This is a genomic window from Pseudomonas fluorescens, assembly GCF_000730425.1.
GTDB lineage: Bacteria > Pseudomonadota > Gammaproteobacteria > Pseudomonadales > Pseudomonadaceae > Aquipseudomonas > Aquipseudomonas fluorescens_X.
On sequence record NZ_CP008896.1, the window covers coordinates 2,545,115 to 2,565,860 of the forward strand.

A 20,746-nucleotide genomic window follows, 5' to 3' on the forward strand; every position below is an offset into this window, starting at 1 on the left:
CGCCGCTCATAAAACCTTGGAAGGCTGCGCAGGATCAAGCTGTGCCCAATGCGTCGTGTCTTCACGGTGGGCTTGCAGGTAAGGCAACACCGCCGCCAGCAATGGCGCCTTGAACGCCTCCTGGAAACGATGGGCCAGGCCCGGGATCAGCCGCAACTGGCTGCCCTGGATATGCGCCGCCAGGTGTATGCCATGCATGACCGGCAGCAACGGGTCGGCCGTGCCGTGGACCACCAGGGTCGGCACCCGCAACTGATTGAGCAATGGCACCCGGCTCGGTTCGGCAAGGATTGCCATGATCTGGCGCTTCACGCCCTCGGGGTTGAACGCCCGGTCATAGGCCTGCGCCGCCTGTTGCAGCAAGGCCTGGCGGTCATCCTTGACCTCGGGGCTGCCCAGGGCCGCCAGCAAGTCGGCCTGCTGCTCCAGGGCCACTTCGCGGTTGGGCGCGCTGCGCCGTGACAGCAGTTGCACCAGCGCGGCATTGGGCGCGGGCAGGCCTTCGGCGCCGGAGCTGGTCATGATCAGGGTCAGGCTTTCCACGCGCTGCGGGGCCATGGCCGCCAGGTGCTGGGCGATCATCCCGCCCATGCTGGCGCCCAGCACATGGAACTGGCGGATCTGCAACGCATCCATCAACCCCAGGGCATCGTCAGCCATATCCGTCAGGGTGTAGGGCGCGGCCACCGGCAGGCCCAGCTTGTAGCGCAGCACTTCAAAGGTCAGGTTGGCGCTGGCGGGCGCCTGGCGCCAGGTGGACAGGCCAACATCGCGATTGTCGTAGCGGATCACCCGAAAACCCTGTTGGCACAGGGCGACCACCACTTCGTCCGGCCAGTGGATCAACTGCCCACCCAGGCCCATCACCAGCAACAGCGCCGGATCGGAAGCACGACCAATGCTCTGGTACGCCAGGCTCACCTGGTCCAGATCGACCCGCTCAGTCGGGACATTGACATCACATCGAGAAGCCGCAAAAGACGGCAGGCCAAACAGTAAGCTGGCCAGTAAAAGCAACACGCGCATGAAAAACACCGAAACGCAGAACCCCAGTAGAGCGCGAGTCTGATGAAGTTTGTTCAAGCGCGCTGCCACAGTTACGTGACAGTTTGATGAAGAGCGCCCAGCGGTCATGGTCGACAGATCTTGCAACATGAGACAAACTCACGCGATCCAAACTTGTCACAAATTATCCTCATGGAGAGCCCGTGCTCGAAATCCGTCATCTCAAGACCCTGCACGCGTTGCGCGAAGCCGACAGCCTGGTAGAAGCCGCCGAGCGTCTGCACCTGACCCAGTCGGCGCTGTCCCACCAGTTCAAGGAGCTGGAAGAACGCATGGGCATGCCGCTGTTTGTGCGCAAGACCAAGCCGGTACGCTTCACCAGTGCCGGCCTGCGCCTGCTGCAACTGGCCGACGCCACCTTGCCACTGCTGCGCGGCGCCGAACGGGATATCGCGCGCCTGGCCGGGGGCACGGCCGGGCGCCTGCATATGGCGATCGAATGCCACAGCTGCTTCCAGTGGCTGATGCCGACCATCGACCAGTTTCGCGATGCCTGGCCGGAAGTCGAACTGGACCTGGCCTCCGGTTTTGCCTTCGCCCCACTGCCGGCCCTGGCCCGTGGCGACCTGGACCTGGTGGTGACCTCCGACCCGCTGGAACTGGCAGGCATCACCTATGTGCCGTTGTTCACCTATGAAGCGATGCTCGCCGTAGCCAACCAGCACGCGCTGGCGAACAAGCCCTACATCGTGCCCGAGGATTTACTCAACGAAACCCTGATCACCTACCCGGTGGAGCGCGATCGCCTGGACATCTTCACGCGTTTCCTGGAACCGGCCGACGTCGAGCCGGCCCAGGTGCGGACCTCGGAACTGACGGTGATGATGATGCAGTTGGTGGCCAGCGGGCGCGGCGTCTGTGGCATGCCCCACTGGGCCCTGCACGAATACAGCTCGCGGGGTTATGTGAAGGCCAAGCGGCTGGGGGAGAAGGGCTTGTTCGCCACGCTGTACGCCGGGATCCGTGCGGATATGCTGGATGCGCCCTACATGCGTGACTTTTTGCTGACCGCCAAGGACACATCGTTTTCGACCCTGGATGGGGTCAGTGCAGTCCGTTGACAGTAGGCGCCGGCTTGCCGGCTCCTACTGGGGGTGTTTCAGGCGCTGCGCCGTTGCTCGAGCATCAGGCGCACCGCCAGGGCGGCCAGCACGAACCCCATGAAATAACGCTGGACCGCCAGCCACGTGGGGTTGTGGATAAACCAGGTGGCGATACTGGCCGCACACAGCGAGATCAGCAGGTTGACTACAAAGCTGACGCTGATCTGGGTAAAGCCCAGCATCAGGCTCTGGGTGAAGACCGAACCGTGCTCCGGGGTAATGAATTGCGGGAACACCGACAGGTAGAACACCGCGATTTTCGGGTTCAGGGCACTGGTCAGAAAGCCCATGGTCACCAGCTTGCGTGGCGAGTCGGCAGGCAGTTGCTGGGCTTCGAACGGCGAGCGAGCGCCCGGTTTCACCGCTTGCCAGGCCAGCCACAGCAAATACAGCGCACCGGCCCACTTCAGGACTTCATACGCCACGGGCACCGTGAGAAACACTGCGCTCAACCCGGCGGCGGCGGCGAACAGGTGCACGAAGAACCCCGCGACCACCCCCAGCAACGACGTCACCCCAGCCTTGCGGCCCTGGCAGATCGAACGGGAAATCAGGTAGATCATGTTCGGGCCGGGTGTCAGCACCAGCAGCAGCGAGGCGGCGGCAAAAATCAGCAGGTCGTTGAGGGGGATCACGGTTCAGTCCTTTGAGCCCGGCCTGTCAGGCGGTGGTGGCCAGCGATGAGCGATAGAAAGGCAGGATCAGGTCACGTGTCAAGGGCGCCAACGGCAGGCCGCCGTCGCCCGCCGGGTCGATCCAGCGCACTTCTTCGATCTCGGCGGCAGGGGTCACCGGTACGTCGATACGCACTTCAAACAGCTCGGCGTGTACGGTAAATCCCGGCTCGTTGGCTGCCGGGGCCGAAAACTGGCCAAGGTACTGCGCCGCTGCAGGGTCGATACGCAGCCCCAGTTCTTCATGCAGCTCACGGGCCAGGGCCTGTACCGGTTGCTCGCCCGCATCGATCTTGCCGCCCGGCTGCATGAAGGCCTGGGTGCCGCGCTTGCGCACCAGCAGGGTCTGGCCGTCGTTGCCGATCAACAGGGCGGCGGCGATGCGGAGGGTCTTGGGCATGAAATAAACGCCTTGGATAAAAAGGCCGTCAGGATCACATGACTCTCGATGCACCGCAAACCCTGTAGGAGTCGGCTTGCCGGCTCCTACAGGGTTGGGGGGTGTTCGGGCTCCTTGATGAACACGCTGTACCTGGCGCCTTCCATGGCTTCGAAGGCGATCAGCTTGTCCACCAGCGGCAGGTTCAAGACCTTGCCGGCATTGAGCAGCAGCATGCCGTTATCGGCATTGAGGTTGCGCGCCAGGACCATGCCTTCGGCCAGCTCGCGAGTCGTGAGCACCCGCACATTGGGGTCGCCCAGCGTTACGTCACTGAGGAACGCCGCACACGCCTGTACAAAGCCCTCGACCATGTCCGGGTCATACAGGCGCCCGGCGTATTTACGAATGTACAGCAGCGCCTCGTCGCTGTTCATCTGCCGCTCCAGGATCAGGCCGCGCTGCAACTCGATGAAGTCCACCGCCAGCTTCAGCAGACGCGAGCCCATGGGAATCGCCTCGCCCTTGAGATGATCCGGGAAGCCACTGCCATCCCAGCGTTCCTGATGATGACGGATCAGCCGTGCGGCGTCCTTCATCGGTTCCAGGGTCATCAACAGGGATTCGCTCTGGCTGGAATACTCGCGAAAACGCTCGCGGTCGGTGCTGTGCAGCAAGTCCGAGGGGGCAACCATCATGCTGTCGCTCCAGCTTAACTTGCCGATGTTGTAGAGCGCCGCCGCCATGGTCAGGTCGCGGCTGCTGGCGTCGTCCAGGCCATGGAGCACACACCAGGTGCGTACCAGCTCGATGATCTGGCGGTTGGTCTGCTTGCTGCGCGGCAGGCGCAGGTTGGCCAGCAACGAAAACACTTCGGTACCGGTGGCGTAGCTGTGCTTGAGTTCTTCGTAGGCCAGGTCGAGCATGTCGGCAGTCTGTTGCAATTCACTGGTGCGCGAGACCACACGCTTCTCCAGGGATGCATTGAGCTGCTTGAGCTCCTCGTTCTGCTGGCGGGTCAACTGTTCCAGGCGCAGGCGCTCACGCTCGGAATGCTGGTGAGCCAGGGACTGACGCAACGCCAGCAGCAGTTCGTCGTCCTTCCAGGGTTTGCTGAGGTAGCGGTAGATCTGCCCTTCGTTGATCGCCTTGACGATCAGCGTCAGGTCGGTCTCACCGGTCAACAGCAGACGCACGGTGTGGGGATAGTCACGGTGGATTTGCGCCAACAGCGTGGCGCCATCCATATCGGGCAGGCGCGCAGCACTCATCACCAGGTCCACGCAGCGGCCGGCGAGGATGGCCAGCGCCTCGTTGGCAGTGGTGGCGCTGCACAGTTCAAAGGGTTCCAGGCACAGTAACTGCGCGAGGCGTTCAAGCACGTCCGGGTGGGTGTCAATCAACAGCACCACCGGGCGTTCGGTCTCGGAATAGCTAACAGACTCTCCCACGGAACACCTCGGATCAAGTCGCGTCGGTGTGCGCTTCCTACGGTCAAGGTAACAGCCTCCTAGCTATTACCCAGCAGTTTAGTCGGTTTTCTGCCCAAATGGTGGCCTAATGATGCTATTGGCCGATTAATCAGGCCCCCGCGGTTTTGCCAGACGAGCCAAACGCGGCGAAACGCTTGTTGAACCCCGCGATGCGGCCTTCGGACTGGGTCTTGCGCTGCTGGCCGGTGTACACCGGGTGAGAGGCGCTGGAGACATCGAGGATCACGTAGGGGTAGGTGTTGCCATCGCTGTGTTGATAGGTGCGGTCGGTATCGACGGTAGAGCCAATCAGAAAGAAAACATCGGCTGCGGTGTCATGGAAGAGCACGTCACGATAATCAGGATGGATACCAGGTTTCATAGGGCCTCCGGGGCATTTTGGCAAATTCAATACGTTATACAATAACACTCATAGTGCACCTAAACGAGAACCCATTGCAATACCGACCCAAACGCAGGCTTTGGGCGGTTGCCCCGGCAAGGAACTCGCCCGTAAGCTGGGACTCTGTGTTGAACCGTGAAAGAACACAGGCACAAAAGCCTGGAGATCCGTGTAGGAGCTGGTTTGCCTGCGATTGCGTCCCCAAGGCCGCCCTCGCCGTCAAGCCGGCGCCTACAGGTCATAAAGAGTCCGAAGCCAAGGAAACCGTATGAGCCTGTCGTTGCTGAGTCGTTATGCGTTTTTTGCCGTGTGCGTGATCTTCACCCTCGCCAGCCTGCCGTTTATCGAACATGAATGGCTGTGGCCGATCACCCTGGTCACCGCCGTGTTGAGCCTGATCGGCATCTTCGACCTGTTGCAAAGCCCCCACGCGGTGCGCCGCAACTACCCGATCCTGGGCAATATCCGCTACCTGGTCGAAGGCATTCGCCCGGAAATCCGCCAATACCTGCTCGAATCCGACAGCGATGCCCTGCCCTTCTCCCGGGCCCAGCGCTCCCTGGTGTATTCCCGGGCCAAGAACGAAACAGCTGACAAACCCTTCGGCACCCTGATCGACGTGTATCAGTCCGGCTTCGAGTTCATCGGCCATTCCATGCGCCCGGCGCCGCTGAGTGATCCCAGCGCATTTCGCGTGATGGTCGGCGGCCCGCAGTGCACACAGCCGTACTCGGCGTCGGTGTTCAATATTTCAGCGATGAGTTTTGGCTCCCTCAGTGCCAACGCGATTCGCGCCCTCAACCAGGGCGCCAAGCTTGGTAACTTTGCCCACGACACGGGTGAAGGCAGCATCAGCCCCTATCACCGGGAACACGGCGGCGATCTGACCTGGGAACTGGGCAGCGGCTATTTCGGCTGCCGTACCAGTGACGGTCGCTTCGACCCGCAGCGCTTTGCCGTGCAGGCGCAAAACCCGCAGGTACGCATGATCGAGATCAAGATGAGCCAGGGTGCCAAGCCCGGCCATGGCGGGATTTTGCCCAAGCACAAAGTCACCCGGGAAATTGCCGAGACCCGCGGGATCCTGATGGGCGAAGACTGCATCTCGCCGTCACGCCACAGTGCGTTTTCCACGCCCATCGAACTGATGCAGTTCATCGCGCAGTTGCGGGAACTGTCCGGCGGCAAGCCCGTGGGCTTCAAGTTCTGCCTGGGTCACCCCTGGGAGTTCATGGGCATTGCCAAGGCCATGCTGGAAACCGGGATCCTGCCGGACTTTATTGTGGTGGACGGCAAGGAAGGCGGCACCGGCGCGGCGCCCGTGGAGTTCACCGACCATATCGGTGTGCCCCTGCGCGAAGGCCTGCTGTTTGTACACAACACCCTGGTGGGCTTGAACCTGCGCGACAAGATCAAGCTCGGCGCCAGCGGCAAGATCGTCAGCGCCTTCGATATCGCCAGCGTCCTGGCCATCGGTGCCGACTGGGCCAACTCGGCCCGCGGCTTTATGTTTGCCATCGGCTGCATCCAGTCGCAAAGCTGCCACACCAACAAATGCCCGACCGGCGTGGCCACCCAGGACCCCTTGCGCCAACGCGCACTGGTGGTGCCGGACAAGGCCCAGCGCGTGTTCAACTTCCACCGCAATACCCTCAAGGCCCTGGCCGAAATGCTCGCCGCCGCGGGGCTGGATCATCCGTCGCAACTGTCGGCCAAGCACTTGGTGCGGCGGATGTCCGCCACCGAGATCAAGTTGTTCTCGCAGTTGCATGTGTTCCTCAAACCGGGGGAGTTACTCACCGGCGAAGTGAACGGCGAGTTCTATTCGCGGATGTGGCAGATGGCCCGGGCGGACAGTTTTGAGCCGCACGAGGTGGAAGCTGCGTAAGTTCGACATTCATTCGCGCTGAACCGGACCACCGACGGCATCGTTGAAACAAGGAGACTCACCATGCCGCTGCTGGATTTCGCTGCACTGGCCGGGCAACTGCCGCAAAGCTGGAAATCATCCCGGGTCGGCCAGGTCGGCCCGGCCTGGATCAAAGTCCTGCGCATGAGCGAACAGGCCTACGAGGAAGAAACCCACGACTACAACGAAGGGTTGCTCGTCATCAGCGGCCGCCTGCACTTGTCCATTGGCGATGAGCAGGTCAAGGTCGAAGCTGGCCAGATGTATCTGGTCCAAGCCGGTATCGCCCACAGCGTGCTGGCTGGCAGCCACGGCACCCTGGTGATCATCGACGTCTAGCCGGGCGGGATGAGACATTCAGTAATACCCAACCTTTGCAATTGCTTACAAATACCGCCAACCTGCGCGCGCCCTACGTACGGGGCCTTCGTGGCCGACGTCCCGTTGTCATTATTAAACCATCTGTTCAAGAGCCCGCAGCCATGCTTAACGGACGCGACCCGCGCATCGACTTTTTTCGGGGCCTGGCGTTGATCTTCATTTTTTGGGATCACGTCCCCCACAACCCACTCGGCCAGATCACCCTGCGCAACTTTGGCTTCAGCGATGCCGCCGAGGTCTTCGTATTCCTCGCCGGCTACGCCTCCGTGCTGGCCTACAGCAAGGTATTGCAGCGCGAAGGCTACTGGATGGCATGCCTGAAAATCCTGCGTCGCGCCTGGGTGCTCTACGTGGTGCACATCTTCTTGCTGGCGATGCTGATGGGCATCGTGTTCTTCGCCAACAGCAAAGTGGAAACCCGCGACCTGGTCCAGGAAATGGGCCTCACGCACTTCATCACCAACCCGCAACAAGCCCTGACCGATGAGTTGCTGTTGCGCTTCAAGCCCAACCTGATGGACCCGCTGCCGCTGTATATCGTGCTGTTGCTCGGCCTGCCGCTGGTGCTGCCGGTGCTGGTGCGCAAGCCCCTGGCGGTGGTGGCGGTGTCGCTGGCGGTGTACCTGCTGGCCCCCCGGCTGGGCTGGAACCTGGCCGCGATTGCCGACGGAGTGTGGTACTTCAACCCGGTGACCTGGCAGTTGCTGTTCGTGCTCGGCGGGGCGGCGGCGATCCGCTCCAGCCAGCCACGGGCCGCCGAAACCCGGCCACTGCACCGGCAACCCTTGTTCCTGGGCGCGGCGGCCTATGCCGTAGTGGCCGGTGTGATCACCCTCTCCTGGCGCTGGCCCGAGGTCCACGATGCGTGGATGCCCGCCGTCATCAGCGACTGGCTGTACCCCATCAGCAAGACCGACCTGTCGCCGGTGCGCCTGGTGCATTTCCTGGCCCTGGTCTACGTCACGGCCAAGCTGCTGCCCGGTCGTGCCTGGACGCAAAACTGGCTGGCGCAGCAAAGCTGCCGCATGGGCCGCTATTCGCTGGAAGTGTTTTGCCTTGGGGTATTGCTGGCGCCCTTGGCGGACATGCTCAACGCCCAGGTCGACGATGCCTGGCCGATGCAGCTGTTCAGTGCGCTGCTGGGCCTGTTGTTGATGGCGGCACTGGCGGCCTGGCTGGAGTTCAACAAACGCTTGAATGCGCCTCAGCGCAGCCTGGCTGCGGGCAGTTGACGGGGCCTGAGCCGGTGGCCGCATTGCGCGGCCACCGGTGTCCGGTCGATCAGACCGACTGCGGTGCAGCCTGGGTCGGTTGCAGCTTGAACGCGTAAAACAGCACGGTCAGCAGTATCAGGAACGCCGGGCCGATATACAGGGCGATGCGGGTGTCCGGGAAGTACGCCATCAGGCCCACCACCAACACCAGGAACGCCAAGGCCAGGTACGAGCTGACCGGGTACAGCCACATGCGGTATTTCAGGGCTTTCTGCTCGGCGGGGCTCAGGCTCTTGCGGAACTTGAGCTGCGCCAGCAGGATCATCACCCACGTCCAGATCGCACCGAAGGTCGCAATGGACGTGACCCAGACGAAGACCTTCTCTGGCACCAGGTAGTTGAGCAGCACGCCCAGCAGCAAGGCGAAGATCGACAACAGCAGCGCCCGGCGGGGTACGCCATTGCGCGAAGTCGTGCCGAAGGTCGCCGGGGCCTGGCCGTTCTGCGCCAGGCTGTAGAGCATGCGCCCGGTGCTGAAGATCCCGCCGTTGCAGGACGACAACGCCGCAGTGATCACCACAAAGTTAATGATGCCAGCCGCTGTCTTGATGCCCAGGCGCTCAAAGGTCATCACAAACGGGCTGCCCTGGGTACCGATCTCGTTCCATGGGTAGATCGACAGGATCACGAACAACGCGCCGACGTAGAACAGCAGGATCCGCCAGAACACCGAGCCGATGGCATTGGGAATGGTCTTCTGCGGGTTCTTCGCCTCACCGGCGGTCAGGCCGATCATCTCCACGCCCAGATAAGCGAACATCACCATTTGCAGCGACATCAGCACACCGGTAATGCCGTTGGGCAGGAAGCCGCCGTGGGCCCACAGGTTGGAAATCCCCAGCGCCACGCCGTCGTTGCCAAAGCCGAATGCGATGATGCCCACGCCACCGATGACCATGGCAATGATGGTCACGATCTTGATCAGGGCGAACCAGAACTCGAACTCACCGAAGGCCTTCACCGCGATAAGGTTGATCGTGCCCATGCTCACCAGGGCTGCCAGGGCCCAGATCCAGCGGGGGGTCTCGGGGAACCAGACACCCATGTACACCGCCACGGCGGTGATTTCCGCGACGCAGGTCACCAACCACAGGAACCAGTAGTTCCAGCCAGTGAGAAAGCCCGCCAGCGGGCCGAGATAATCCTGGGCGTAGCGGCTGAACGAGCCGGCCACCGGGTTATGCACGGCCATCTCGCCAAGGGCGCGCATGATCACCAGGATCGCCAGGCCGCCAATGATGTAGGACAGCATGATTGCCGGGCCGGCCATCTCGATGGCCTTGGCCGAACCCAGGAACAGACCGACACCGATACAGGCGCCGAGCGCCATCAGACGAATATGCCGTTCGCCCAGTTCACGTTTGAGCGGGCCGCCCGAAGCGGTCTCGCCATGGGGCAGGTGGTTGCCAACAGGCATAGGGATACAACCTCATTTTGTTATTGGATAGAACCACCAAGTCTCGGCGTACCAGCGGGTGCGCTTGTACGCGTGGGTGACCGGCCAGCCTTTTGGGCGGGGCCGCCTGGCAGGAACATCGGCCAGGTCAGCGGGCGTGCAGTATAAAAAGCTCCCTACAGGGCTTTTCACTCAATAAACGGCAAAATTTGGCGAGAAGTCTCGGCTAAAGCCGATTCGGCGGCGTGGCACTTTTGGCCCATGCCACACGCACTCCAAGCGAAACGGCGGCGAGTATTGCACAGCACAAGGGTAGCGTCATGCCCCTACCCTGGTCGTATTTACCCATTCAGACCGCTCTAGTGCGGGCATCTGCCCAGCGCTCAGGGCTTCACGTCGGCACGTTGAAGAACCGCTGGATGGAGTGCCTGCGCGGTTTATAGAGCGCCCAGGCCCCCTGGACACAAAGTTCTTGCAGGCGCAGATCAACGTCTAAGCTTCAGTCAAGTCCGATCAATCTGCAGGGATGGATCACTCGACTATGGGCGCTTTATGGCAAACCGATTCGACCAAGGCTGCGGCCCCCACCGACAGCGCGGATGAACAGCCATTGCCACGAAGCCCCCGCACACGGCGGTACCGGTGGCGGATGGTGTGGCTACTGGTGGTGATCACACTGATAGGCGCCGGGTATGGCGCCTATCATGAGATGCGCACTTCGCGATGGCAGGCCCGGGAACTCAGCCACCTGGCCAGCACCTTGAGCTACAAGGTCGAACCCGGCCCCAGCGCTGCCATGGTCTATCCCGGCGCCGGCCCCTTCGACAAGCGCCTGGGCTACAGTGCCCTCGGTGAGTTCCTGCCACGTCTGCTCAAGCGCAACTACCGGGTTCAGCAGCAGGCACGTTTTTCCGCGCAGTTGATCGACTACACCGAGCATGGCCTGTTCGTGCCCTATGCCGAAAAGGTCCAGGCAGGCCTGTCGATCAGCGACTGCCGCGCCGCGCCGCTGTACCGCTTTACCTACCCGCAGCAGGCCTACCAGAGCTTTAGCGCCATCCCCCCCATAGTGGTCGACAGCCTGCTGTTCATCGAAGACCGCGACCTGCTTGACCCGGCCCGGCCCTACGCCAACCCGGCCGTGGACTGGCCCCGCTTCGCCAAGGCCGCCTGGTCGCAAGTTACCCGGTTGCTGCACCTGCCAGGCCAGACCGCCGGCGGCAGCACCCTGGCCACCCAACTGGAAAAATACCGCCACTCGCCCGACGGCCTGACTTTGTCCGGGGGCGAGAAGATCCGCCAGATGCTTTCCGCCAGCGTGCGCGCCTATCAGGACGGCCCACAGACGTTGGCAGCACGCCAGGATATCGTGCGCGACTACCTCAACAGCGTGCCGTTGTCCGCCGTGCCAGGCCATGGCGAAGTGCATGGCATGGCCGACGGCCTGCGCGTGTGGTTCGGTGCCGACTTCAACCAGACCAACGCCCTGCTGGCGGGCAACGACCCGAAAAAACTCGCGCAAAAAGGCCTGGCCCTGCGTGAAGTCCTGGCGCTGATGATCTCCCAGCGCCGACCGTCCTATTACCTGGCCAAGGGCCGCGCCGAACTGGCCAGCCTGACCGACAGCCATATCCGCCTGCTGGCCAGCAACGGGGTCATTGACCCGGCCCTGTCCAAGGCGGCGCTGTCCAGCCAAGTGAGTTACCGCGACTGGCAGCAGCAGCCCACCCTTCAACCGATAGAAACCAACAAAGGCATCAGCGTTGCCCGCAATCGCCTGGCGAGCCTGCTCAACCGCCCACTGTACGATCTCGACCGCCTGGACCTGACAGCCACCAGCACCTTGCAAGATGACCTGCAAACCCAGGCCAGTGCCTACCTCAGGCGCCTGGCCGACCCTGCCTTCGCCGCGCAATTGGGCCTGCTTGGCCCGCGCCTGCTGACGCCTGCCAGCACAGCGCAAGTGCGCTACAGCTTCAATCTGTATGAAACAGGCAGCGACGGTGCCCGGGTACGGGTGCAGACCGACAGCACCGACCAACCCTTCGACATCAACGAAGGCAGCAAGCTGGAGCTGGGCTCCACCGCCAAGCTGCGCGTGCTGACCACCTACCTGCAAATCATCGGCGAACTGCATGAACGTTACGCCGGGCAAACAGCAGGGGCGTTGAAGAACGTCGACTTCGGCGATCAGGATCGCCTGACCGGCTGGGCCTTGGATTACCTGGCGCAAAATACTGATCGAAGCCTGCCCAAGATGCTCGATGCCGCACTCGAGCGCCGATACTCCGCCAACCCCGGCGAAAGTTTTTTCACCGGTGGCGGCCTGCATCACTTCCATAATTTCCGCAACGAGGACAATGGCCGCAATCCGACCTTGCGCGATGCCCTGCGCGAATCGATCAACCTGCCGTTCATTCGCCTGATGCGCGATGTGGTGCGCTACAGCACCTACCAGGCCCCAGGCAACAGTGCCCAGTTGCTCAAAGACGACAGCGACCCACGTCGCCAGGAATACCTGGCCCAGTTCGCCGACCGCGAGGGCACCACGTTCCTGCTGCGCTTCTGGAAAAAGTATCGCGGCAAGGACACCCAGGCTCGGCTCGACACCTTCCTCGACAGCCTGCACCCCACTGCCATTCGCCTGGCCGCAGTACACCGCTACCTGCTGCCCCACGCCAGCCAGGCCAGTTTCAACAGCTTTGTCCGTTCCCACTTGAGCAACGCCAAGGACCCGCAAAAACTCACCGACGAGCGCCTGGCCAGGCTCTATCAGGATTACGGCCCCGGCACCTACGACCTGCCGGACCAGGGCTATATTGCCAGGGTCCACCCCCTGGACCTATGGCTGTTGGGCTACCTGCTGGAGAAACCCGATGCCACCTTCACTCAGGCGGTGGCCGCCAGTGAGCACGAGCGCCAGGAAGTGTATGGCTGGCTGTTCAAAAGCCGGCACAAGAGTGCGCGCGACAGTCGGATCCGCACCATGCTGGAGATCGAGGCGTTTCTCGATATTCATCAACGCTGGCAGCAGGTCGGCTACCCGTTCGATCACTTGGTGCCGTCCCTGGCCACGGCGATCGGCAGTTCCGGGGATCGCCCGGCAGCCCTTGCCGAACTGGTGGGGATCATCCTCAACGACGGCGTGCGCCAGCCTACCCTGCGCATCGACAGTCTGCAGTTTGCCGTCGGCACCCCCTATGAAACCCGCCTGGTCAATGACCCCGGCCGCGGCAAGCGGGTGATGCCCAGTGCCGTGGCCAGCGCCTTGAAAGGCGCCCTGTCGCAGGTGGTGGACGCAGGCACCGCGAAACGGGTTTCGGGGAGCTTCCAACTGACGGATGGCACGCCCCTGGTCATGGGCGGCAAGACCGGTACCGGGGACAACCGTATCGAAGCGATCGGTGCCGGGGGGCGCATTCTGAGCTCCAAGTCCATCAATCGCACCGCTACGTTCGTGTTCTACATTGGCGAACAGCACTTCGGCACGCTGACAGCCTTTGTACCTGGCAGCGCCGCGCAAAACTTCACGTTTACCTCCGCCCTCCCCGTCCAGGTCCTCAAGGGCATGGCGCCACTGCTGATCCCTTACCTGCAACCTGGCGAGCATACGTTGTGCGCAGCCAGCAATAGTCACTAGGCTTTTCCGTGGTTTTGCGCAGCACACAGTGCCACGCCGCAGCGTTGGCGACAGGACGTTATTGATCCAGGGTTGCAACCTGAATGGCTCACCTCTTCATCGCGGTATCGAACAACCTTTTAAAGCTTTAGAGCAAGCGCACCCGCACATACTCGAATGACCCAAGCACAAGCAAAAGGTCATCCCTGCATGCCAACCACTGTCATAGAACGATCCCTGTCGATCAGCGAAAAAAAGCCGGTTCATTACACATTCATCCAACAGCAACTGCCGTACTGGCTGCTGGACGCCAGCCCCCAACGGTTGGCAACCCTGAAAACACTCAGGCCAACCATCGGCGAACGCCAACTCAGCCCCTCGGCACTCAGGGCCATGAAGCAAGCTCTGGGTGATCACTGGGCCAGCCAGAATACTCTCGATAAAACCCTTGCCCCACTCAATGACATCCAGGCTTTTGCCCTGCCGTTGCTCAAGGACGCCCTGCGCGAATACGGCGATATTGATGTGCTGCACACCTGGATTCGCCTCTATGCGCCGGCCAACTCTCCCTGGTGGGCGATCAATGTGCTGCCTGGCGTTACCAGCCGCACCGTCACCTTGCTCGATGCAGCACTGCACAATTTTTCAGCCACGGAAACCTTCGCCGATTTCGCCTTCCTGTCCGATGAAGATGCCCGCGGCCAGCGCCAAACATTGACGTTTACCCATCACACAAGCGGCCAGGTGCTAAACGCCGATACGTTCAAGGCGCTCTGTCGCGACCTCGATGTAGGGGCACGCTACCAATACCAACTGCGAGCGACGCTGGGGTTCGATAACCCGCCGGTTGCCAACGCGCTGCGCCAAAAGGTCACCCATAACCTCAAGGCCGCCCTGAACTGCGCAGCCCATATAGCCCTGGCGCACAAACACATTACCCAGGACGCCTACCGCTTGATCCAGGCCATAGTCACAGGCGCGTCGGGACAGATGATGTTCGGCGGCAAGCCTGTGGAGTTCTACACCCTGGACCTGCTGCAAACCCGCCTGGTCGGGATCCTGGTCATCACCTCGCAAACGGCCGACTGGGGGACCGGGCGGATGCTGGCGTATGTTCCCCATGATTCGCAACATCCGCTGAAGGAATACCCTTCGTCGCTGGATTTCGTCAAAGAGCTGACCAGCCAATTGCGCAACAACCCACCTGCCACGGATGCGCGGCGCCCCTCTTACCAGCAGTTTTTCAGCCAGTTCGTCCCCCACGACCAACGTGGCCGTTTCTTTAGCCAACTCAACACCCTGCTCGCGACCGTGAGCTGGCATCCTCGAGCACCGGGCGACAACCGTCCGAACTGGCGGGCAACCCCGCTGCAGGCACCCAACCTGCAATTTCGCATTCAGCCCATACGCGACGACACCGCCAACCGCGCCAGCCATCCGGCCGGTGACGATCTGTGGCGCTACCTGTACCGGGTCAAGCTGAACAAAGTCGTCAACGATGCTCGGGAAATCGCCATTTCCACCCACTATGCCGATCGTATTGCTCGCTGGGCGTGGTGGGACAACTTGCAAAAAATGCTCTCGGACCTTGCCAACGCCGCCCTTATGGTGGCGACGCCCTTCGTGCCGTTGCTCGGTGAGCTGGTGTTGGCCTATACCGCCTACCAGGTGCTCAACGACATCTTCGAAGGCATCGTCGACTGGAGTGAAGGCCTGCAACTGGAAGGATGGGAACACACCCTGGCGGTGGCGGAAAACCTCGTTCAACAAGGCCTGTTCCACGCAGGTGGGCAGCTCACCGACATCGCGCGGGTGAAACTGTCGCCGTTTGTCGACCGGCTCAAACCCATCCAGATCGCGCCAGGCGACACCCGCTTATGGAACCCTGACCTGAGGCCCTATCAGCACCGCAAGCTGCGTTTGCCAAAGGACCTTCCTCCCCAGCAAACCGGGCTGTACCTCCATCAGGGCAAGCAGATCATCCGCGTAGACAACCAGCATTACGAGGTCCGGCAGGACCCCACAACCCAGGCGTTTCACCTCGCCCATGCCGAGCGCGCCGACGCCTATCGCCCACAGGTCACACTCAATGGCAGCGGCGCCTGCGTGCTGGAAGGCGAGCAACCACGTACCTGGAGCAACAGCCGGTTACTGCGCCGCCTGGGGCCACAGACAGATAGGCTGAGCGATGGCGAACTTGAACAGGCGCGGCTCATCAGCGCTGTGGACTACGGTGCGCTACGTTACATGTACGTCAACAATCAGCCGATCCCACCCTTGCTCGCCGACACCCTCAAACGCCTTAACAACAAGCGACAGATCAGCGTCAGCATCGAGCAAATCCGCACCGCCCAGCCGCTTGATCCTTCGTCCTACTGGTTTGAACAAATGGTCACCGAGCTTGAAGGCTGGCCGCAGGACAAGGCCTTGCATGTCTACGAGCACTCAGACCTGTCCGGCCCAATACGGCGTTACGGCAACCCGGCTGCCCAGGGCCGCGACGTGCTGGCCTTGAGCACCGCCGACATCATGGCGGGCCGGTTACCGGAAAAAGTCGTGGTGTTTCTCGATCCACAACAGCTCAGCCACCTGCTGGGTGAAACCTGGCGAGCTGCCGAGCAGGTACAGGCCCTGCGCGAGCGGCTGGCCGAGTATGTTGAACGACAAAGTGAGTCCCTCAACCAGCACCTCTACACGCAACAGGAAGCATCCGATGCCCCTCTCATCCAACTGTTGCGTACCCAGTATCCCGAGTTACCCCTGAGCATCGCCCAACGCCTGATCAGCCATACCCGCGGGCGCCACCTTAAAGTCATGAACGAGGACAAGCGCCTGCCGCTGGACGTCAAGAACCAAGCCCAGGAATTGGACTTCGAAGTCTCCAGTACCCGCATGTTCGAGCAAATCTACCAAGGTCAACACCTCATGGCACAGACCGAGTCACTGGCGCTCAACACCTTGAGAATTCACACCGACGCACTGGCCAACCTGCGCATCGAAATTCGCGACAGAACCCCCGCCGGCGGCTTGCGTACCCAGGTTGGTGCACAAGACGCCTCAAACGTGCGGATCCTGGTACGCAATAGAAACGCGCAGTACCGAGTGTTCAATGCCCAAGGCAAACTGATGCACGGCGCCACCGACTTCTACAATGCAGTGTTCCAGGCCCTGATCACCGACAAACGCTTTGTCGATGGCGAGAAGCTCAGGTCATGGTTGATTGAAAAAATCGCAGTTCCCGCACAGCGGCGCCTGATCATGGCGCAACCACCGATCCGCGCATACGCCGAACACGAGATACTTGTCCTGCTGGGAGGCTGCAACACCAGCACCTTACGTGGCGTGTCAGCGGATAGCGCCCCTGCCGCCACCTTGCAGCAACGCATCAAAAGATGGCTCCCGCAAATGTCCGAGCAAGGCGTCAGGAGTTTTTCCCAAAGCGCAGAGAGTGAAGAGGGCATGAGGGTACTGGAACGCCTGGAAAGCGAAGGCCAGGCCTTTGAAGGAGCCCTGGACGCCTACGTCAGGTCTGAAACCCGCTGGCCGGCCGGCAGTCGGCTGGAAGCCATGGATCGAAAAATCCGCGGCGAACTTGCCCATACACTGATGAACGCCTGGCGTGCGAGCCATGCACAGCGGCACAACGAACAGGCCCCTCGGGGGCGTGGGATCAGACTGGACCTGTCGCAGGTTCAATGGCCCGACAAACTCCCCACATTGCCCACCCAGTTGCGACAAGTCACCGCCCTGCATATGCTCGACCGTGGTTTTACTTCGGATCAAGCTGACTTCCTGCAGCACTTCCCTTGCCTTCGCATCCTTGACCTTACTGGTAACCGCCTGGAAACACTGCCCGCGGCCATAGCGCAGATGAAATTGCTCAGGGAACTGAACCTGGCCGAAAACAAAATTGTGCTGGACGCTTCCACCGTCGCACAGCTGCGTAACCTCTCGCACCTGCGCGCCCTGAGCCTGGCCAACAACCCATTGGGCAGCGTGCCGGATATCAGCCTGATGCCTAACCTGGACATGCTCCTGCTCAGCGATACAGGAATCAGCGCATGGCCTGCCGGCCTGTTCAGCCAGCCGCGTAACGAGGCATTCATCCTGGAACTGCGGGGCAACCCCATTACCACGGTCCCCGATGTGGCCCCTGACTCCGAATCGGCGATGGTAATTGCCTTGGCTCACCTGGATCGTTCAACGTTGCACCTTGATGCCCAGATCCGCCTTGAAACCTACAGGACCGTGCTCGGACTGGACCCTCATCGAACCTATGAACCCCAGGGGTCAAGCGAGTTCTGGCTCGACGGCCTGGATGACGAGAACCAGGCGCGCTATTACGCCCTGTGGAACGACCTGGAACATGAACACGGCTCCCAAGGCTTTTTCGAAGTGATCAAGTCCCTGGAACCACCGGAGTTTTTCGAAGATCCGGCCGACGAGGCCCTGTACACGCAGAACAGCCCGGTGATGAGAGCACAGGTACGCTTGATGCTGGCGACCATGCACACGGACGGTGAGCTGCGCCAGACACTGTTCCAAATGTCCAGTTTCCCAGGGTTATGCCCAGATGCCGGCATGCAGATTTTCAACAACATGGGCATCCAGGTCCAAGCCAGCCAAGCCCGACTCTTCAGTCGCACGCACGCCGAACGCGAAGAACGGACAGTCAAGCTGGCCAGGGGGGCGGCCAACCTCAGGCTGTTGAATGCCGTGGCCCGCGCCGACATCGCCCACCGCCTGAAACCGGTGGACCAGGGCGGCCTGGGCCTGCGGCTCACCTCCCAGGTAATCGACGGCGCGCCCGGCACCGTCGACGAAGTGGAAGTCCACCTGGCCTATCAGACACGTCTGGCACGCCAACTCGACCTGCCCTGGGTCAGCGAGCACATGCTGTACCGCGCGACGGCCAACGTCAGCGACACCTCCATCACCCAGGCCCACACGGCCGTCCTGGCCTTGGGCGAAGGTGACGGGCTGGTGGATCAAATGCTGCTCGAGCCTTACTGGGAAAGGTTTCTCAAGGACCACTACGCAACGGATTACGCAGCCAACGAAGAAAGCAATGACGAGCAGTTCGCGCTACTCGACCAACTGCACAGTGAACAGCAGGTCTACGCCCAATCCTCTGGCCTGACCGAAGAGCAGAAAGTGCATAAACGCCAAGCACTGCAAGCGCTGGTGGAACGCTTGCAGATAGCAGACCGCGTCAAGCCAGATGACGTGATGCCTGACGCCCTTTACAACCAGCTCCTCAATGAGCTGGGGGAACGGCGCAAGGAATGGCTACGCGAACAGACCCGCCTGGCCTTGAGCAGGTGCGATACCTGAAACCCATCACACCTCTGAATCCCAGACCACCGTCACCACGCCCGAATAGGTGCTGCCCGGTCGCTTGAGCATTTCGGCCATGTCGTCCCGGACCACTTCGAAATGCAGGGTACCGGGTCGGTCATTGACGTAATACAGGGGCTGGAACAGCTCGGTGCCGACCCCGTCAAGGCGCAGTGGCCGTCGGTTGACGGCCTGATCGTCCTGGCCGGCCAGCCCCTGGGGCAGGGTCACGGCCACCTGCAACGGCACCTCGTCGCCCTGGTCGCTGCGCAAGCCACAGGTGTTGTTAATCACCAGCGAGCACTCAAGCTGCATCTTGAAGCGGCTGCTGGCGGCGAGGCGGAAGGTCTGGTCGCGATACAACCGCGACGGTGCGCGCCCCTGGTTGAGCCATGCCTGCCAGCCGCCCTGGGGCAGCAGCTCAATACGATTGCCGCCCGGCGGGAGGTCAACCTTGAGGGCATGCTCCACGTTGAGGACGAAATTGAAGGTCAGATTGTTGTCGTTGGGGATCATCACATCCCCCATGTCAAAGTCCATTCCCGGCCCGACCGAATAGGCCAGGCTGCCGTAGTACTCACCGGACGACATGACCAGCGGATTGGGTGTACGCAACTCATACGCCAGGTGGATCGAGGTGTAGCGCAGGTTGGGCACCTGAAACCGTGCTTGCTTGACACAGGTCCCTACGCCCTCTGGGATTCGCCAGAAATAGGCCATGCCCGTAGAGGTTTCAACCTGGCCATTGGTCCGCAGGCAGGGCAGTGCATCCCTGGACCACCCGCCGCCCTCCCATACTTCGTTATGGCCGCCGCCACCGGTTATCTGCGACGCCCTCGCGCCCAGCTCGTGCCATCCGCCCAGCGCCGCGATGCGCATTTCTACGGTTTCCTGCTCGCCGGTTCGCGAGTGAGTGACCTGCACCGGCCGCCATTGGGACGGCACGTTGAACATCGCGCCCTGGCGCATCTCGTTACCGGCCACAATCGGCTGATTGGCCGAGAAGGACAAGGTGGTCAGCAGGCTGAACACCCCCCATCCCGCACAAAACGCCGGTTGCGTGACGCAGTGCCCAGTGATGGGTGTGGTATTGGTGAACTTGTTGACCATCGGGTTGGAAGGATCTGGCCTGAACACCGCCGTAATGTCCTGGGTGGCCGCCTGTACGGCAACGCTGCCCAAGCCCATAGCCAACACGACCGCTACCATCGGCACCGACCACTTTTTTAACGCAATCATCACGGACCTCCTCAGGGCGCCAGAAAATCAAAAATCAGGTGGACGGTCCCGTAATAGTCCCCACCGCGATAGCCGCCCGCAGGCTCGATCGCCGAGATGTCCAGCTCCGCCCGGGCGCCCGCACGGGCAACCTCGGCGTTGACCACTTCGGTCGGCGCCAGGCTCAGCGGAACTCGGTTGAACAACACCTGCAGATCGATCCGGTTGCGACCGTTGTATAGGTAAGGCTCGGCCCCCAGCCGGGCCGCCACACCGCCATTGAGGTTTTTCACATCAAAGTTCTTGCGCAGGTGGCTGAGTTGGGAGGTCACCAGGTTCCAGGCCAACGGTTGGTCCTGATTCATCCAGTCAGGCTCGGAGGGCAACACATAGGCTTCATGAACCGGTATGGTCACCGAGACATCAAAGGAGTGACGCTCCTGGATCGCCCAAGTGCATGGGGCTCCCACCATCAGGGCTGCCAGGACACTGAGTCGTGTCAGTTGCTTGAACATC

At 61.6% G+C, this 20,746-nt stretch carries 14 protein-coding genes; 6 read left to right on the forward strand and 8 right to left on the reverse strand.

The window, feature by feature from the left end:
* Positions 1-6: 6 nt before the first annotated feature.
* Complete coding sequence (locus HZ99_RS11205; protein ID WP_038443032.1) at positions 7-1,026, reverse strand: alpha/beta fold hydrolase; 1,020 nt, start codon at positions 1,024-1,026, stop codon at positions 7-9.
* Positions 1,027-1,208: 182 nt separating this feature from the next.
* Here HZ99_RS11205 and metR point away from each other — a divergent pair, with 182 nt between their 5' ends.
* On the forward strand, positions 1,209-2,126 hold the full coding sequence (gene metR / locus HZ99_RS11210) for a transcriptional regulator MetR (RefSeq protein WP_038443033.1): 918 nt from the start codon (positions 1,209-1,211) through the stop codon (positions 2,124-2,126).
* Between the two features lie 38 nt (positions 2,127-2,164).
* Here metR and HZ99_RS11215 read toward each other — a convergent pair whose 3' ends face one another.
* The 4 genes from HZ99_RS11215 to HZ99_RS11230 form a co-directional block, all read right to left on the reverse strand.
* On the reverse strand, positions 2,165-2,803 hold the full coding sequence (locus HZ99_RS11215) for a LysE family translocator (RefSeq protein ID WP_038443034.1): 639 nt from the start codon (positions 2,801-2,803) through the stop codon (positions 2,165-2,167).
* A 25-nt stretch (positions 2,804-2,828) separates the two neighbouring features.
* Positions 2,829-3,242 carry an NUDIX hydrolase gene (locus HZ99_RS11220; protein WP_038443035.1) on the reverse strand — a complete coding sequence of 138 codons (414 nt, stop codon included), beginning with the start codon at positions 3,240-3,242 and terminating at the stop codon, positions 2,829-2,831.
* A gap of 86 nt (positions 3,243-3,328) precedes the next feature.
* A complete protein-coding gene (locus tag HZ99_RS11225; RefSeq protein ID WP_038443037.1) occupies positions 3,329-4,672 on the reverse strand; it encodes an HD domain-containing phosphohydrolase in 1,344 nt (447 codons plus the stop codon).
* A gap of 130 nt (positions 4,673-4,802) precedes the next feature.
* Positions 4,803-5,075: a type B 50S ribosomal protein L31 gene (locus HZ99_RS11230; protein ID WP_038443038.1), complete on the reverse strand. Its 273-nt coding sequence runs from the start codon at positions 5,073-5,075 to the stop codon at positions 4,803-4,805.
* A 289-nt stretch (positions 5,076-5,364) separates the two neighbouring features.
* Here HZ99_RS11230 and HZ99_RS11235 point away from each other — a divergent pair, with 289 nt between their 5' ends.
* The 3 genes from HZ99_RS11235 to HZ99_RS11245 all read left to right on the forward strand — a co-directional run bounded on the left by HZ99_RS11235 (position 5,365) and on the right by HZ99_RS11245 (position 8,618).
* Positions 5,365-6,984, forward strand: a complete 1,620-nt coding sequence (locus HZ99_RS11235; RefSeq protein WP_038443039.1) for an FMN-binding glutamate synthase family protein — start codon at positions 5,365-5,367, stop codon at positions 6,982-6,984.
* A gap of 63 nt (positions 6,985-7,047) precedes the next feature.
* Positions 7,048-7,344: a cupin domain-containing protein gene (locus HZ99_RS11240; RefSeq protein ID WP_038443041.1), complete on the forward strand. Its 297-nt coding sequence runs from the start codon at positions 7,048-7,050 to the stop codon at positions 7,342-7,344.
* 143 nt (positions 7,345-7,487) lie between these two features.
* Positions 7,488-8,618: an OpgC domain-containing protein gene (locus HZ99_RS11245; RefSeq protein WP_038443042.1), complete on the forward strand. Its 1,131-nt coding sequence runs from the start codon at positions 7,488-7,490 to the stop codon at positions 8,616-8,618.
* 49 nt (positions 8,619-8,667) lie between these two features.
* Here the strand turns inward: HZ99_RS11245 and HZ99_RS11250 are convergent, their stop codons facing one another.
* Positions 8,668-10,077 (reverse strand): amino acid permease, encoded by a 1,410-nt coding sequence (locus tag HZ99_RS11250; protein ID WP_038443044.1) that lies wholly within the window; start codon positions 10,075-10,077, stop codon positions 8,668-8,670.
* A gap of 520 nt (positions 10,078-10,597) precedes the next feature.
* Here HZ99_RS11250 and HZ99_RS11255 point away from each other — a divergent pair.
* Together HZ99_RS11255 and HZ99_RS11260 are read left to right on the forward strand one after the other, a co-directional pair.
* A complete protein-coding gene (locus HZ99_RS11255) occupies positions 10,598-13,696 on the forward strand; it encodes a transglycosylase domain-containing protein (RefSeq protein WP_038443046.1) in 3,099 nt (1,032 codons plus the stop codon).
* A 189-nt stretch (positions 13,697-13,885) separates the two neighbouring features.
* A complete protein-coding gene (locus HZ99_RS11260; RefSeq protein WP_051903151.1) occupies positions 13,886-19,009 on the forward strand; it encodes a dermonecrotic toxin domain-containing protein in 5,124 nt (1,707 codons plus the stop codon).
* Between the two features lie 6 nt (positions 19,010-19,015).
* On the opposite strand, the gene HZ99_RS11265 is transcribed toward HZ99_RS11260, so the two are convergent.
* Together HZ99_RS11265 and HZ99_RS11270 are read right to left on the reverse strand one after the other, a co-directional pair.
* Positions 19,016-20,251, reverse strand: a complete 1,236-nt coding sequence (locus HZ99_RS11265; RefSeq protein ID WP_038443047.1) for a hypothetical protein — start codon at positions 20,249-20,251, stop codon at positions 19,016-19,018.
* An 11-nt stretch (positions 20,252-20,262) separates the two neighbouring features.
* Positions 20,263-20,745 (reverse strand): CS1 type fimbrial major subunit, encoded by a 483-nt coding sequence (locus HZ99_RS11270; protein WP_038448051.1) that lies wholly within the window; start codon positions 20,743-20,745, stop codon positions 20,263-20,265.
* Position 20,746: the final 1 nt, after the last annotated feature.

What these genes read in the sequence shown, in the direction of transcription:
- HZ99_RS11265 (WP_038443047.1), bottom strand. Translation starts at nt 20,251, where the DNA reads ATGATTGCGTTAAAAAAGTGGTCGGTGCCGATGGTAGCGGTCGTGTTG.
- HZ99_RS11260 (WP_051903151.1), top strand. Translation starts at nt 13,886, where the DNA reads ATGCCAACCACTGTCATAGAACGATCCCTGTCGATCAGCGAAAAAAAG.
- HZ99_RS11255 (WP_038443046.1), top strand. Translation starts at nt 10,598, where the DNA reads ATGGGCGCTTTATGGCAAACCGATTCGACCAAGGCTGCGGCCCCCACC.
- HZ99_RS11250 (WP_038443044.1), bottom strand. Translation starts at nt 10,077, where the DNA reads ATGCCTGTTGGCAACCACCTGCCCCATGGCGAGACCGCTTCGGGCGGC.
- HZ99_RS11235 (WP_038443039.1), top strand. Translation starts at nt 5,365, where the DNA reads ATGAGCCTGTCGTTGCTGAGTCGTTATGCGTTTTTTGCCGTGTGCGTG.
- HZ99_RS11245 (WP_038443042.1), top strand. Translation starts at nt 7,488, where the DNA reads ATGCTTAACGGACGCGACCCGCGCATCGACTTTTTTCGGGGCCTGGCG.
- HZ99_RS11240 (WP_038443041.1), top strand. Translation starts at nt 7,048, where the DNA reads ATGCCGCTGCTGGATTTCGCTGCACTGGCCGGGCAACTGCCGCAAAGC.
- HZ99_RS11205 (WP_038443032.1), bottom strand. Translation starts at nt 1,026, where the DNA reads ATGCGCGTGTTGCTTTTACTGGCCAGCTTACTGTTTGGCCTGCCGTCT.
- HZ99_RS11220 (WP_038443035.1), bottom strand. Translation starts at nt 3,242, where the DNA reads ATGCCCAAGACCCTCCGCATCGCCGCCGCCCTGTTGATCGGCAACGAC.
- HZ99_RS11270 (WP_038448051.1), bottom strand. Translation starts at nt 20,745, where the DNA reads ATGTTCAAGCAACTGACACGACTCAGTGTCCTGGCAGCCCTGATGGTG.
- HZ99_RS11230 (WP_038443038.1), bottom strand. Translation starts at nt 5,075, where the DNA reads ATGAAACCTGGTATCCATCCTGATTATCGTGACGTGCTCTTCCATGAC.